The sequence below is a fragment of the Candidatus Accumulibacter aalborgensis genome, assembly GCF_900089955.1.
GTDB classification, from domain to species: Bacteria; Pseudomonadota; Gammaproteobacteria; order Burkholderiales; family Rhodocyclaceae; genus Accumulibacter; species Accumulibacter aalborgensis.
Genome location: NZ_FLQX01000146.1, coordinates 17,313 through 31,930, shown reverse-complemented (window position 1 = coordinate 31,930; position 14,618 = coordinate 17,313). Strand labels below are relative to the sequence as shown.

Annotated in this window: 14 protein-coding genes; 7 read left to right on the top strand and 7 right to left on the bottom strand. The window is 64.0% G+C overall.

The annotated features are described in order from the left end of the window. Window positions 1–30 precede the first annotated feature (30 nt). Complete coding sequence (locus ACCAA_RS17975) at window positions 31–420, bottom strand: transposase (protein ID WP_186408632.1); 390 nt, start codon at window positions 418–420, stop codon at window positions 31–33. On the opposite strand from ACCAA_RS17975, the gene ACCAA_RS22780 reads away from it, so the two are divergent. Then, window positions 410–514, top strand: a complete 105-nt coding sequence (locus tag ACCAA_RS22780; RefSeq protein ID WP_425394500.1) for a hypothetical protein — start codon at window positions 410–412, stop codon at window positions 512–514. The genes ACCAA_RS17975 and ACCAA_RS22780 overlap by 11 nt on opposite strands. Here ACCAA_RS22780 and ACCAA_RS17970 read toward each other — a convergent pair. The 6 genes from ACCAA_RS17970 to ACCAA_RS17945 all read right to left on the bottom strand — a co-directional run bounded on the left by ACCAA_RS17970 (window position 500) and on the right by ACCAA_RS17945 (window position 9,326). Then, window positions 500–2,242: a carbamoyltransferase C-terminal domain-containing protein gene (locus ACCAA_RS17970; protein ID WP_186408631.1), complete on the bottom strand. Its 1,743-nt coding sequence runs from the start codon at window positions 2,240–2,242 to the stop codon at window positions 500–502. The genes ACCAA_RS22780 and ACCAA_RS17970 overlap by 15 nt on opposite strands. Before the next feature lie 79 nt (window positions 2,243–2,321). After that, window positions 2,322–3,500 carry a CaiB/BaiF CoA transferase family protein gene (locus ACCAA_RS17965; protein WP_186408630.1) on the bottom strand — a complete coding sequence of 393 codons (1,179 nt, stop codon included), beginning with the start codon at window positions 3,498–3,500 and terminating at the stop codon, window positions 2,322–2,324. Between the two features lie 10 nt (window positions 3,501–3,510). Further along, window positions 3,511–4,671 carry an acyl-CoA dehydrogenase family protein gene (locus ACCAA_RS17960; RefSeq protein ID WP_186408629.1) on the bottom strand — a complete coding sequence of 387 codons (1,161 nt, stop codon included), beginning with the start codon at window positions 4,669–4,671 and terminating at the stop codon, window positions 3,511–3,513. 23 nt (window positions 4,672–4,694) lie between these two features. Next, window positions 4,695–6,467, bottom strand: a complete 1,773-nt coding sequence (locus tag ACCAA_RS17955) for an ATP-binding protein (protein ID WP_186408628.1) — start codon at window positions 6,465–6,467, stop codon at window positions 4,695–4,697. A gap of 58 nt (window positions 6,468–6,525) precedes the next feature. After that, window positions 6,526–8,274, bottom strand: coding sequence for a single-stranded-DNA-specific exonuclease RecJ (recJ, locus tag ACCAA_RS17950; RefSeq protein WP_186408627.1), 1,749 nt, complete (start codon window positions 8,272–8,274; stop codon window positions 6,526–6,528). Further along, window positions 8,271–9,326, bottom strand: a complete 1,056-nt coding sequence (locus ACCAA_RS17945) for a hypothetical protein (protein WP_186408626.1) — start codon at window positions 9,324–9,326, stop codon at window positions 8,271–8,273. Before ACCAA_RS17945 ends, recJ begins: the two co-directional genes overlap by 4 nt. Window positions 9,327–9,736: 410 nt before the next feature. Here ACCAA_RS17945 and ACCAA_RS17940 point away from each other — a divergent pair, with 410 nt between their 5' ends. From ACCAA_RS17940 to ACCAA_RS17915, 6 genes are all read left to right on the top strand, one after another. Then, on the top strand, window positions 9,737–10,345 hold the full coding sequence (locus ACCAA_RS17940) for a PEP-CTERM sorting domain-containing protein (RefSeq protein WP_186408625.1): 609 nt from the start codon (window positions 9,737–9,739) through the stop codon (window positions 10,343–10,345). A gap of 223 nt (window positions 10,346–10,568) precedes the next feature. Next, window positions 10,569–10,799 carry a hypothetical protein gene (locus tag ACCAA_RS17935; RefSeq protein WP_186408624.1) on the top strand — a complete coding sequence of 77 codons (231 nt, stop codon included), beginning with the start codon at window positions 10,569–10,571 and terminating at the stop codon, window positions 10,797–10,799. Beyond that, on the top strand, window positions 10,799–11,410 hold the full coding sequence (locus tag ACCAA_RS17930; RefSeq protein WP_186408623.1) for a hypothetical protein: 612 nt from the start codon (window positions 10,799–10,801) through the stop codon (window positions 11,408–11,410). The genes ACCAA_RS17935 and ACCAA_RS17930 overlap by 1 nt, the downstream gene beginning before the upstream one ends. A gap of 261 nt (window positions 11,411–11,671) precedes the next feature. Beyond that, window positions 11,672–12,919: a lipoprotein-releasing ABC transporter permease subunit gene (locus tag ACCAA_RS17925; protein ID WP_186408622.1), complete on the top strand. Its 1,248-nt coding sequence runs from the start codon at window positions 11,672–11,674 to the stop codon at window positions 12,917–12,919. Next, the gene (gene lolD, locus ACCAA_RS17920) at window positions 12,912–13,613 is read left to right on the top strand and encodes a lipoprotein-releasing ABC transporter ATP-binding protein LolD (protein ID WP_186408621.1); all 702 of its coding nucleotides are present in this window, start codon (window positions 12,912–12,914) and stop codon (window positions 13,611–13,613) included. Before ACCAA_RS17925 ends, lolD begins: the two co-directional genes overlap by 8 nt. Continuing rightward, window positions 13,613–14,602, top strand: coding sequence for a sensor domain-containing diguanylate cyclase (locus ACCAA_RS17915; protein WP_186408620.1), 990 nt, complete (start codon window positions 13,613–13,615; stop codon window positions 14,600–14,602). Before lolD ends, ACCAA_RS17915 begins: the two co-directional genes overlap by 1 nt. Window positions 14,603–14,618: the final 16 nt, after the last annotated feature.

Genomic DNA, 14,618 nt, shown 5'->3' with positions numbered 1-14,618 from the left:
AAACTGATCGTTGGCCCATTTCTCCGGCAGCTACAACTCGGCATCCACCACGCTGGCCAGGCCATCCCGAGTCACTGCGGCAAAAAGGCCCACCTGACAATTATCGACCTTCCCCAGGCGACCGTTCCACTGCCTCGCCACGCCAGCGGACATCTCTCCCTTCTTCTCAAACGCGCTCTCGTCGAGCAACTGCGCGCTGGGGTAGCCGCAATGGGCGTTGGCATCGACGACCGGTTGCCGACGCACGCCGCGCCGATCCCGGTTTGACTCGCTCAGCATGTGATGCAGCGATTGGTAATCGCTGTTGGCCACCGCTTCCGCCATACATTCCACGTTCCGGCGCGAACTCTGGAACAGCCCCTGCAGATACTGGCACGCCCGGTCCTCTACCGATCCGGTCCACTTTAGACTGCTGCGCAAGAAGATCGAGGACGATCCCAGCGGGCCGAAGCACGTTCTCACCGAAACGGGGGTGGGCTACCGCTTGCTCGGCGTCTTGTCAGGCGGACAGTGAGCCGAGTACCGGCGTGCCAGCCGGGAAGACCATCCCGCCCTCACAGACCAGGAAGTCGATGCGGTTATCGGCCAGCGCCTGCAAGGCCTCTGCCGGGGTGTTGACGATCGGTTCCTCGTGCGCGTTGAAGCTGGTGTTGACCAGCGTCGGCAAGCCGGTGATGCGCTTGAAGGCAGCGAGAATGTCGTAGTAGAGCGGGTTGACCGCTCGCTCGATGATCTGTGGGCGCGCCGTGCCATCGACATGGACCACGGCCGGGATTCTGCTCGCCCACTCGGGCTTGACCCTGGTGGTGATGGTCATGAAGCGGCAGGCATAGCGATTGCGTGCATCGACGTCGTACAGGCGCTCGGCGTCCACGTCCAGGACGAAGGGCGCAAAGGGCATGAACTCGGTGCGTTGCAAGCGCTTGTTGATACTGTCGTTGACCTCGCGCTGCGCCGGGCTGGCCAGAATGCTGCGCGCGCCGAGGGCACGCGGCCCCATTTCCATGGCCCCGTGGAAGATGGCACCGACCCAGTTTTCAGCCAGCAGTTGGGCGGTCTTGTCGACATGATCCGCGCTACGCTCGACACGAAAACCGAGTCGCTCTCCGGCCGCGAGCAGATCCTCGCCGGTGTAGGGCCAGCCGTAGTAGAGGTGGGTGAGGCGATCGCGGGTCAAGCGCGCGAGGCCCTGGCTGGCGATCCAGTAGTCGATGCAGGCGCCGACCGGCAAACCCTCGTCGCCCATCGCCGGGAAAACGAATACCTCGGCAATTCCCGGCAGTGCGGCGACCAACTGGTTCAGGCGAACGTTGGAGAAAACCCCGCCGCTCATTGCGATGTGCCTGGCCGGGTACTTTTTCAGCAAGGCCTGCAGCCAGTTGACGATCACCTCCTCGGTGGCCATCTGGATCGAGGCGGCGATATCCTCGCGCGACAGACCTCTGAACAAGTTCGCCAGCGCTTCGTGCAGCGCCCTGCTGCCGGCCAGCTGGTTATCGATATGACCCTTCTCGTCGACCGGGAACAAGGCGACGATCTGGCTGGCCACTGTCGGCTGGCCAAAAGCCGCCAGACCGGTCAGTTTGCCTTCATGGCGATTGGGCCTGAAGCCGCAGGCGGCAGTGGCGAAGGCATAGGCCAGTCCGATCGAAGCGCCGCCATTCTGTGGCTGGCCGAGCATCGTCTCCTCGCCACCCCAGATTTCGTGCAACTGCTGGTCGGCATAGCGGTACGCCGAGTAGTGCGCGGCGTCGCCGCCGCCGTCACAGCTTACCAAAAGGACGTCATCGGTCCAGTCGCAGTAACGCAGCGATGACAGCACATGTGCGCGGTGGTGGTTGCAGAAGTGTAGCGCGACATCTGTGCGCAGACCCATGTGCTTGCGCAGCCGGGCAAAATCCAGAAAGGCAGCGGCATCGAGGTTCTTCCGGCGGATCATCAGGCTGGCCAGCGAGCGATCACGCTGCTGACCGAGCAACTTGCGGCGCACGTCCTTCAGCGGCACGGCAGCGATTCGGAAACACGACACCGGAAACTTCATGCGCGTAAAGGCCACGGCATCGACCTGTTGGCGGTCGATGCCGGCGATGCGCAGGACTTCGTCAACCGATTGCAGTTGGAAGAAACCGCCATCGTTCTTGACCCGGTTCAGGCGCTCTTCCTTGCAGAAGGCGAGCAGCGTGTCGTCGGCAAACAGGCAGGCGCCCGCGTCGTGCCCGGTGTGAATCCCCAAGATGACCATAAGCTACCATTTCCTTGCTGCCTAGGCCGACCGAATGGCTAGGCCAAAACGCCGCGGATCATAGCATGGTGGCGCCCGGTCAGACGGCGCCTGCCTGACGCAGAAGGCTGATGGCCGCTTCGTCCCAGCCCAGTTCGCCGAGAATGGCGTCGGTGTGCTGCCCCAACGCCGGCACCGCATCCATGCGCGGCGTGAAAGAATCGACTTGGCCGGGAGGCAGCAAGGCCGGAATCGGGCCGGCCGGTGTCGCCACTTCGGTCCATCGTCCGCGTGCCCGCAACTGCGGGTGTTCCCAGACCTCGTGCATGTCGTTCATGCGCGCGTTGGCGATCTGCGCGGCGTCGAGCCTGGCGATCAACTGTTCCGAGCTCAGGTGTGCGAAGCTGGCGACGATCAGCGCGTGCAGCTCGTCACGCGCTGCTGTCCGTCGTGAGTTCGAGGAGAAGCGCGGGTCGCTGGCCACCTCCGGGAGCTCAAGCACCTGCGCACAGAACACTTCCCATTCGCGCTCGTTCTGCAGGCCCAACATCACCGTCTTGCCGTCGCCGGCAGTGAATGGGCCATAGGGGGCGATCGTTGCGTGCGCAGCGCCGGCGCGCGGCGGCGGCGGCGCGCCGTCCAAGGCGTAGTACAGCGGGTAGCTCATCCACTCGACCATGCTTTCCAGCATCGACACCTCGACGTGGCAGCCGCGCCCGCTCTTGCCGCGCTGCAGCAGCGCGGCCAAAATGTTGCTGTAGGCGTACATTGCTGCAGCGATGTCGGCGATCGAGCAGCCCGCCTTGGCCGGCGCGTCGGGCGAACCGGTGATCGAAAGAAAACCCGACTCGCTCTGGATCAGGAGGTCGTAGGCCTTCTTGTCGCGATACGGTCCGTTCGCCCCGTAGCCGGAGATGTCGCAGACGATCAGCCGCGGATGCCGCTCGCACAGCAACTCGTAGGACAGGCCGAGACGCGCCGCGGCGCCGGGCGCCAGGTTCTGCACCAGCACGTCGGCTTGGTCGAGCAGCCTGGCCAGGATGGCCTGCGCCTCGCCGTGTTTCAGGTCGAGCGTCAGGCTCTCCTTCGAACGGTTGGTCCACACGAAATGCGACGCCAGGCCACGCGCGCGCTCGTCGTAGGCGCGGGCAAAATCGCCGCTGTGCGGGCGCTCGACCTTGATCACGCGCGCGCCGAGGTCGGCCAGTTGCCGGGTGCAGAACGGCGCGGCAATCGCATGTTCGAGGGCGATGACGGTCAGTCCGTCGAGTGGACGCATGGCCGGCTGCTCAGAACGACCGCGGCAGCCCGAGCAGATGCTCGGCGACGTAGGAAAAGATCAGGTTGGTCGAAATCGGCGCCACCTGATACAGGCGGGTCTCGCGGAACTTGCGCTCGATGTCGTATTCGGTGGCGAAGCCGAAGCCGCCGTGCGTCTGCAGGCAAACGTTGGCCGCTTCCCACGAGGCCTTGGCGGCGAGGTACTTGGCCATGTTGGCCTCGGCGCCGCAGGGCTGCTGTCCGTCGAACAGCGCGCAGGCCTTGAAACGCATCAGGTTCGCCGCCTCGACTTCGATAAAGGCTTCGGCGATAGGAAACTGCACGCCCTGGTTCTGCCCGATCGGCCGGTCGAAGACAACGCGCTCGTTGGCATAGCGCGTGGCGCGTTCGATGAACCAGTAACCATCGCCGATGCACTCGGCGGCGATCAGCGTCCGCTCGGCATTCAGTCCGTCGAGGAGATACCTGAAGCCCTGCCCCTCCTCGCCGATCAGGTTCTCGGCAGGGATCTCGAGATTGTCGAAGAACAGTTCGTTGGTCTCGTGATTGACCATGTTGGCGATCGGCCGCACCGAGAGGCCGTTGCCCAGCGCATCATGCAGATCGACGATGAAGATCGACATGCCCGCAGATTTTCGCGTCACCTCGGCAAGCGGCGTTGTGCGCGCCAGCAGGATCATCAGGTCTGAATGCTGGATGCGCGAAATCCAGACCTTCTGGCCGTTGACCACGTAGCGTCCGTCCCTCTTCACGGCGGTGGTCCGGATTCGGGTAGTGTCGCTGCCCGTCGTCGGCTCGGTCACCGCCATCGACTGGATACGCAGCTTGCCGGCAGCGATGTCCGGCAGGTACCTCGCCTTCTGCGCAGCGCTGCCGTTGCGCATCAAGGTGCCCATGTTGTACATCTGGCCGTGTACGGCGGCGGCATTGCCGCCGCAGCGGTTGATCTCCTCCATGATCACGCTCGCTGCCGTCAGCCCCAGGCCGGAGCCGCCGTATTCCTCGGGAACTATCGCCGACAGCCAGCCGGCGCCGATTAGCGCAGCGACGAAAGCCTCGGGATAGGCGCGCTGCGCGTCGATGGCGCGGAAATACTCGTCCGGGAATTGGCGGCACAGGTCGCGGATGGCCTCGCGAATCTCCCGGTACTCGTCGTCTGCGTTGAGCATGATGGTAATCGTCTGTCCGGAGGTCACCCGCTGGCGCCGCTTTGCCCGTCGGGATCCACGGTGACAGCGGCTTCTGTTCCATCGGCCGCCTCGCTGTGCTTGATCGGCAGGATGACGCGAAACGTCGTCCCCTGGCCCATTTCGCTTTTCAGTTCGATCCGGCCGTGGTGCGCCTGAATGATCCCGTAGGCAATCGACAAGCCCATGCCGGTCCCCTTTCCGACCGGCTTGCTGGTGAAGAAGGGGTCGAAAATCCTGCTCCGTATACTTTCCGGAATGCCGCTGCCGGTGTCGGCAACTTCAACCCAGACCTCGTCGCCACAAGTTCCCGTGCGAACGGTGATCGTTCCGTAATCGTTGCCCATGGCGTGGGCGGCATTGATCAGCAGGTTCATGAACACCTGGTTCAACTCCCAGGGCAGGCACTCGACCTCGGGCAATGTTCCGTATTCCTTGGCGATGTGCGCTGTACGCGTGACCTCGCTGTTGACCATGTTGATCGTTGAGTCGAGGCCCTTGTGCAGGTCGGCCCACTGCCACTCCCGCACACTATCCTGATGGGAAAATTCCTTCAGGTTCTGGACGATTCTCTTGACCCGCAGAATTCCCTCGCGCGATTCGTGAATCAAGGTCGGGATGTCTTCCTTGAGGAACTCGATATCGACCTTTTGGCATGGCGCTGTTGTCTTCGCTGTCGTCGTCGGCGTGCTGATCGACAACTCGGCGGCCTCGTTGGCTTCGACGATGGCCAGAAGGTCGGCGACGTAAGCTCCCAGCGAGCCGAGATTGGAATAGACGAAACTGATCGGGTTGTTGATTTCGTGAGCCACTCCCGCGGCAAGCTGGCCGAGCGAGGCGAGTTTTTCCGACTGCAAGAGCCTCTGGCTAGCGTGTTCGAGCTGTGCGCTGCGCTGTTCGACCAGGGTTTCCAGTTGCGCCTGGTAGGTGCGCAAGTCGCTTTCCGCCTTGCGCCGCGCGGTTACATCCTGCAGGGTCTCGATGGCGCCGGCGATCTGCCCTGCCTCGTCGAACAGCGGTGCGGCCGTAAAGTAAAGCCAGCAGCCGCCATCGCCGAAATGCGGGAAAAAGTCCTCGGCTTCGACAGCGCTCTCGATCAGCGACGAGCGCTTCAGGCGCTTGTCGTGATAGTTTTGTTCGAGAAGGTCATCGACAGCGCCGCTGACGATCAGATCAGCCATCACCGGCCGCTCCGCGGGATAGAAAGGGACCCACTGCCGTCGCGTGCCAAGCATGTCGCTGGCCGGCACGCCGGTAATCGCGGCACAGGCACGGTTCCAGTGGGTCAGCTTGTGATCAGCGTCGATGACAAAGGCCGGCACCGGGCTGCCATCGACTATCTGTCTCAGCAGGCGCTGCAGGCTACATCGCCCTGCGTCCCGGTGCTTGCGCTCGGTGAGGTCGGCGAAGGAGGCGATCAGCGTCGCTTGTCCGCCGACCTGGACAAGGCTGACCTTGGCTGCGACGAGCCGGACCTGCCCGTCCTTGGCAAGCAGGCGAAACTCGTGGCTGCTCGTCCCCGCCTCGTTGCGCAGACAGGCATCGGTAAACTGGCGCCAGTCCGGCTGGTCGTCTTCATGGGCCAGGTCAAGGTAGCCAAGGGCCGCCAGTTCGCTGCGCGAACGTCCGCTCAAACGTTCCATTGCCGTATTGGCAAACAGAATCTGCCCCCCCCGATGGGCGAATACCGAACTGCTCACCGCATCGAGCAACGCAAAAGGGGAATCGCCGCAGGTCATCTGCGGTGCTGCGTTCAGTTCAGGTCCCACGACCGTCATCGCTTTCGTCAAGGTATCTGTTCACCTTCCAAGTTTAGTCCTCAAATCGCCTGAGAGGTCAGCCGCCAACGTTCTCGATATGTTCGATCATCAACTGCGGCGTTTGCACCCCATTGAAATCATTGATCGCCAGCCGGTAAGCGGCGCGTATCGTTCCGCTCGGCGCCCGAGGAAAGTTGAACTGGATCGCATCGAGCTGCTGCGTCCCCTTGCGCAGCCGCAACTTGAGGTGCTTGTCCTTGAGGATGCGCTGGCTCTCGACGACGAACTCGTCGGCGAAAATCGGCGCCGGAAAACCCTGGCCCCAGACTTCGACTTCGAGCAGTCGCGCGGTGGCGATCGAGAAATACGCCGATTCCAGCGCACCGTCGGTTTCGAGCGTGCGCGTGCGGTCGGCCGGCGCCAGCAGCTCGTCGGCGACCTGGGCAAACAGTTCGCGAAAGCACTCGAAATCGCTCTCCCGGATCGTCACGCCAGCAGCCATCGCGTGCCCGCCAAAGCGCAGCAGCAGGCCGGGCGCACGCTTGCCGACCAGATCCAGTGCATCGCGCAGATGCAGGCCGGCAATCGAACGACCCGAGCCCTTGATTTCGCCGTTGTCACCGCGGGCGAAGGCAAAGGCGGGGCGGTGCAGCTTCTCCTTGATTCGTGCCGCGACGATGCCGACGACTCCCTGGTGCCAGCCAGCGTCGAAGAGCGACACGCCGGCGGCGGCCGCGGGGTTGGCGCCAAGGGCGGTGCCAGGAGTGGCGTCAAGAGCGGCAGCCGCTTGCGCGAGTTGACTCAGCGCCTGTTCCTGCATTCCGGCTTCGATTTCCCGCCGTTCGCGATTGAGCGCGTCGAGCTGTTGCGCGATGTTCATCGCGCGTCCTTCGTCATCGGTGATCAGGCACTCGATGCCCAGCGACATGTCGGCGAGGCGGCCGGCGGCATTCAGGCGCGGGCCGATCATGAAGCCGAGGTCGAAGCCCGAGGCCTGTGCCGGATTGCGTCCGGCAGCGCGGAAGATGGCCCGCAGGCCGGGCGTCAGCCGGCCCTGGCGGATGCGCTGCAGGCCTTGACTGACGAGCACACGGTTGTTGTGGTCAAGTCTGACGACGTCGGCGACGGTACCCAGCGCGACGAGGTCGAGCAAGGTCGCCAGCGGCGGCTCGCTGCGCCCGCTACCCTCGGTGAACCAGTGGCGCATGCGCAGCTCGGCGCGCAGCGCGAGCATGACGTAGAAGATGACGCCGACGCCGGCCAGGCACTTGCTGGGGAACTCGCAGTGCGCCAGGTTGGGGTTGACGATGCAGTCGGCAGCGGGCAACTCGTCGCCGGCCAGGTGGTGGTCGGTGATCAGCGTCGCGATTCCCAACTGGCGCGCGCGGGCAACGCCGTCGACGCTGGCGATGCCGTTATCGACGGTGACGATCAGGTCGGGCTTGCCCGTCGCGGCCAGGTCGACGATGTCGGGTGACAGGCCGTAGCCGTAGGTGAAGCGGTTCGGTACCAGATAATCGGCGTGTGCGCCGAAGGCGCGTAGCGCCCGGATGCCGACCGCGCAGGCCGTCGCGCCGTCGCAGTCGTAGTCGGCGACGATCAGGATACTGGCCTTTGCGGCAATGGCGTCGGCGAGCAGGACGGCGGCCTCGGCAGCGTGGGTCAGCATGGCCGGCGGCAGCAGCGACGGCAACGCGTAATCGAGTTCGCTGCGCGTCCTGATGCCGCGCGCCGCATAGATACGGGCAAGCAAGGGATGCAAGCCCTGTTGTTCGAGCTGCCACTGTGCGCGCTGCGCGATCGGGCGGCTGACGATGCGCGTCATGGTTCGCCTCTGGCCAGTGACTGGGCGGTGGCGGCCAGCGGCTCCGCGCGGCGCCAGGCCCTCCACTGATCACTGCGACCGCTCTCCCAGGCCAGCGTGGCGTAAGCTGTCGACGCTTCCAGACGCACTCGCTGCACCTTGCCGCCGGCCAGCGCCTTCTGCAGCGGTGCGAACCAGCGCGCTTCGAGGTCGAGCAGGCCGGCGCGCCAGGCGGCGGCGTCTTCATACTGCACCGGCGCCTGCAGCGCGTCGAGGACGACCAGTTGCCGGCTGCCGGCAGGCGCTCGTGCCAACAACGCGCCGGCATCATCGGGCAGCGGCTGCACCGGAACGCCGAAAGCACGACCGAGGCCACGCGCCAGCGGGTTGTTGGCCCAGATGGCGCCAAAGCGGCTCGCGGTGACTGCCGGAAGAACGCCTGCGCCCCACAGCCACAGGCTGTTGACCGTCGGTCGGCCTTCTTCTTCGCGTCTCTCGTTGGCCGGATGCTGGTGCAGGACCATCTGGGCCTCGTTGAGCAACTGGCGCAGCCAGCGGACCTGTGATGTCTCCGGCAGTTGCCGGCCGACACGGCGGCCGGCAACCGTGGACAGCGGCAGGACATCGAAGTGACCAAGATCGATCGTCCCGGCAAGCTGGAGATACCACCGATCGGCAGCAGCGACGTGAAAAGTGCCGACGTCGGAGAACTGCCGATTGAGGTGGCCAACGATCGCCGCGGCCTCGGCGCCTTCGATTCCCAGGCTGCCGCCGTCGGCAAGAATCAGGCGCTCCTGGTGCAAGCGTAGATGCACCGGGTCGGCGCACAGCCAGCAAGCGTCGGAGACGGCCGCCAGGGTGGTCTCGCCGAGCACTCGGAAAGCGGCGTAGGCGACGTTGTCGGCCAGCCCGAAGGCGTCGCAGAGCGTCGCCTCGAGCGACTGCGGCGGCCGCCGGCTGAGCTGACTGCGCGCGATCAGCGTGCCAAGCCCAGGGCAAGCCAGAGCGGCGAAGGTTTCCTGGTCGTCCGGTTCAGGCCAGACCAGTTCGGGAACAACGACGGTGAGCTGCATGGCGGGCTGGGCGGCCGGTGGACGGTCGCTGAAAAGGGAATGGCGAAGCAGGTCATGGTATCAAACCTCAGCCAAGCCAAGGGGGCCGGCGTAGCCCGCATCCGATGACCTGGCGCCGCCTCGAAGACCCCGTGAGCACCGTCGACGGGGCAGGCCAAGTGTCGAAAAATTTTACACTCGCTCCTCCGCGATCAGGCATCGAGACTGTGCCATTATCGCAACAATCTAATTAATATAACGAATGTTTCTGGTAGCGGTTCGCGGCATAAAAATTGCTTTCTCGCTGAACAGGGGCGATCGAGTTCGAGAATTCGGCCCCGACGAGGCGGCGTGCGGTAGTTTGTCCCGATTCTGCGCCCCGGCGTCTACTTTCCCTGATTACCGAACAGCCGTCTGTGAAGGAATACACCATGAAGCCAAACTCAAGCCCTGTTTCCAGGATTTCGCTCGTCACGGCGCTGCTGTTCGGCGCCCTGCCGTTCAGCGCGCAAGCCAGCCACTCGGACGATTTTACCGTCTGGGACGCGGGGGGCAACGTTGTCGAATACGTGCAGATCAGCGAGGCCGATGAAGTCCGTAACGGCCCGGATTTCGTTTATAGACTCACCACCGCGGGCGACCCAAGCCAATTTGGCAACTATACGACGCTTTTCGATGATCCCCATAATCCGACAACCTCGATTGGTGACGTCTTCGGTGTTGTAGAAGATGGTCTTGATCCAAACGGGGTACAACTGTACGTCTTGGCGTTTTCGTCCGATACAGAAAATCAGCTTCCGTACGGAGGAGGGGGGCCGGGAGGCGTGCCAGGCCCAGGCGGCAACTACTGGGAAGAAGACCTCGCTGCATTTGACGCGACGATGTACCTCGCCTTTGATCTGCGGGCACTTGGCTGGACGGCAGCTTTCCGTTCCGACAACGCGCTCAACAACATTCCCGAACCCGCTTCGCTGAGCCTGCTCGCCCTCGGCGCGCTTGGACTTCTGGCCAGCCGCCGGAGGCAGAAACCAGCGGCGTGATCGTCGCCGCCAAGGCTCATCGCTGCCCGTCAGGCTCTGTTGACAGGCAGCGACGAGCGGCAAGGAGCCGAGGCAGACGCTAGGCTTCTTTTTAACGTCGATCATTGACGCGGAAGCTGGTTGTGATAACTTTGGCGGCAAAGTAAAGTCGCCTGTCACGCGGCTTTTTGCACGCCCGTAGCGGTCAGACGACGACCTCGCGGGCGGCTGGAGGACATCAGCCATGAAACACCGATTGGCGCAAAATAATGCGCAGGGGGATGCGGTCGCCGTTCTGCCGGTGACCACCGTCCCCGGAAGGATGGTGCGGCGATTGACGCCGGACCAACGCAGTGCAGACATCAAGGCGTTTGGTCGGGAGATCCGCGACTCGAAACAAAGCGCCGCCGAATTTCTCCGCCGGGCGGGGCTCATCGACGACTGTGGACAGCTCACCGAACCGTATCGCCGGTAATGCCGGGCATCTGGTCGGAGTACGAGTTTCAGCCCAGTTTCGTGCTGGGCTTTCACGGTTGCGACAAGAGCACCGCGGAGCGGCTCCTTCGCGGCGAGGAGCCTCATCTCAAGTGGTCAGAGAAGAAGTATGACTGGCTGGGGCACGGCATCTACTTCTGGGAGGGAAACCCAGGCCGAGCGCTGCAATGGGCCAACCATCGACAACAGGAAGGAAAGATCGCCGATCCATTCGTCCTTGGGGCGATCATCGATCTGAAGCACTGCCTGGACCTTTTCGATGGCGATGGACTGCAACAGGTCGCCGACGGTCACCGAGAGCTGATAGAAACATTCAAGAAGATCGGCACTCCCCCGCCCAAGAACCTGGGGCCGACGCCGGACAAGGCGGGCCGCTTTCTGGACTGCGCGGTGATCAACTACTTGCACACCTACCGGGAATTGCGCGGTGAACTGCCTTACGACACCATCCGTGCGCCATTCCTGGAAGGCCGTCCTTTGTACCCGCGGGCGGGGTTTCGCAAACACAACCACATCCAGATATGCGTTCGCGAGACTGCATGCCTAAAGGGCTACTTTCGACCGATCGCCGGCGCCTGCGGTAGCGCGTAGCTTGGGGTGAGCTTGCGAACCCCAACAACCAACCCTCCGAGAGGGTTCTTGCGATCCACACTCGTCGGCTGCGAAACGCGTGATCAGGGCTGCTTCGGCGAGTGATGGCAAAGTGTTGGGCTTCGCAAGCCCACTACAGCGGTCTTTCATTCGTTTCCGTGCCGGCGGCTGCCAGCACGGAGAGCAGCGGAAAAGAGTAGCATAATGGCCTTGCCGTTACGGCACTCCAAAAATGCCCCCTGAGATGAGCTTCCGCCGCTGATGGCCCTCCCTTACGAGTTGCTGATCGGCCTGCGCTACACGCGGGCCAAGAAGCACAACCACTTCATTTCGTTCATCTCGCTGATTTCGATGTTCGGCATCGCGCTCGGCGTCGCCGCTCTGATCGTCGTTCTGTCGGTAATGAACGGTTTTCAGACCGAGCTCCGGGGACGGATTCTTGCTGTCGTCTCGCACGTGGAGATCACCGGCGCCAACGGCGAGATGGCCGGCTGGGAAGGTGTTGCCACGCAGGCCGCCGGCCAGCCACACGTGACCGGCGCGGCGCCCTTCGTCCAGGCGCAGGGTATGCTGGCCTACGGGCAGGCGGTGCGTGGCGCTCTGGTGCGCGGCATTCTGCCGGACCAGGAAGGCAAGGTGGCCGATTTTGGCGCACACATGAAACGCGGCCAGCTCAACGCGCTGACCCCCGACAGCTTCAACATCATTCTCGGCGCCGAGCTGGCGCGCGCGCTCGGCGTCTCGGTCGGCGAACGCGTGACGCTGATCGCGCCCCAGGGCGTCGTGACGCCAGCCGGTGTCGTGCCGCGGCTCAAGACGTTCACCGTCGTCGGGCTGTTCGAGGTCGGCATGTTCGAGTACGACAGCGGGCTGGCGCTGATCCACCTCAGCGATGCGCAGCGCCTTTATCGCATGGATGACCGGGTTTCCGGCGTGCGCCTGAAACTCGACGACCTCTTTCTGGCGCCGCGCGTGGCGCGCGCGCTGGCCAGCACACTCGACACCGATGCTTTCATCAGCGACTGGACACAGAGCCATGCCAACTTCTTTCGTGCCGTACAGATCGAGAAGAACATGATGTTCATCATCCTGTCGCTGATCATTGCCGTCGCAGCGTTCAATATCGTCTCGACACTGGTCATGGCGGTGACCGATAAACAGGCCGACATCGCCATCCTGCGCACGCTCGGCGCCAGCCCGATGAGCATCATGGCGGTGTTCATCGTTCAAGGCGCACTGATCGGCTTCATCGGCCTCGGCCTTGGTGTCGCCGGCGGCGTGGCGCTGGCGCTCAATGTCGATGTCGTCGTGCCGTTCATCGAGCGCCTGCTCGGCACGCAGTTTCTCGCCAAGGAGGTCTATTACATCTCCAACCTGCCCTCCGAACTTCAGTGGCGCGACGTGACGACGATCACCGGCGTCGCCTTTGTGCTGGCGCTGGTGGCGACGCTCTATCCCAGTTGGCGAGCGGCACGGGTCAATCCCGCGGCGGCGCTGCGCTATGAGTGAACTGGTACTGGCCTGTCAGGGCCTGCGCAAGATCTTTCGCCAGGGCGATTCCGACGTGCCGGTCCTGCTCGGCGTCGACCTCGAAGTACGCGTCGCCGAGCGCGTGGCGATCGTCGGCTCGTCGGGTTCAGGCAAGAGCACGCTGCTGCACCTGCTCGGCGGTCTCGATACCGCCAGTGGCGGCAAGGTCCAGCTGATGGGCCACGATCTCGAGACCATCGATGACGCCGAGTGCGGTGTCCTGCGCAATCGCCACCTCGGCTTCGTCTACCAGTTTCATCATCTGCTGTCCGAGTTCACCGCGCTCGAGAACGTCGCCATGCCGCTCTTCATCCGGCGGCTGCCGAAGGCCGAGGCCGAAGCACGCGCCGCGGCAGTGCTCACCGAGGTGGGGCTCGGGCACCGCCTGCAGCACACCCCATCGGAGCTGTCGGGAGGCGAGCGCCAGCGGGCGGCGATCGCCCGAGCGCTGGTCACCGAGCCGGCTTGCGTGCTCGCTGATGAGCCAACCGGCAATCTCGACCGGCAGACCGCCGAGAGCGTGTTCGAATTGATGCTGGCGCTCAATCGCTCGCGGCAGACGAGCTTTGTCGTCGTCACCCACGACCCGGCGCTGGCTGGCCGCGTCGGGCGAATCCTGACCCTGCGCGATGGCTGCCTGCATGCGTCCGGCGAGGGCCAAGGAGAAGATTGATGACCGACAAGAAATCGGCAGTTCGGGCCCGGCAACGTGCTTTCGCCGTCAGCCTCATGCAGCACCTGGTCGTCCCGACCTTCGTCCTCGACCCCAGTGGTCAGGTAATCATCTGGAACCATGCCTGCGAACGCCTGACCGGCGTGCCGGCGGCCGATGTCGTCGGTACCACCAACCACTGGCAAGCCTTTTATTCAGAGCCCCGGCTCTGTCTGGCTGACGTTCTCGCCCAGGGCCGAATTGCCGAACTGGCAACGCTCTACTCTGAGCATACCGAACCCTCCGAGAACGGCTACGGACTCAGGGCCGAGACCTGGTGCCTCATGCCCCGGCTGGGTTGCCGCCTCTATCTGGCCGTCGACGCCGGCCCGATCTACGCCGACGACGGCCAACTGATTGCCGTCGTCGAAACTCTGCGCGACATGACCGAGCAGAAGAATGCCCAGCTCGCCCTGCAACAACTCGCCACTTGCGATGGCTTGACCGGAATTGCCAATCGGCGCAGCTTTGACGAGAGATTGCAGGTCGAGTGGAGCCGCTGCCGGCGCCGGGGCGAAGCGCTATCGCTGATCATGGCCGACGTGGACCAGTTCAAGCGCTACAACGACCACTACGGACACCAGGGCGGCGATGGTTGTCTCAAGGCGGTGGCCGGAATCCTGCAGCGGCAGATCTTCCGTGCCGCCGACCTGCCGGCGCGATACGGCGGCGAGGAATTTGCCGTCATCCTGCCGAGCACAGACCTTGAGTGTGCGCACTCCGTGGCGGACCGTCTACGGGGCAAAGTCGAGGCTCTGGAATTGCCGCATGCGACCAGTGATGTTGGCCCCTGGGTGACGCTCAGCCTGGGCGTGGCGACTTGCGTTCCCGACCTGGCAACGGGCCCGGACTTGCTCATCGGGGAAGCCGACCTCGCTCTCTACGCGGCCAAGGCAGGCGGCCGCAACCGCGTCTGCGTGGCGGCGCAAGCGGCATCGGCAGAGTCGTGACCGCTGGCGGTCGGTT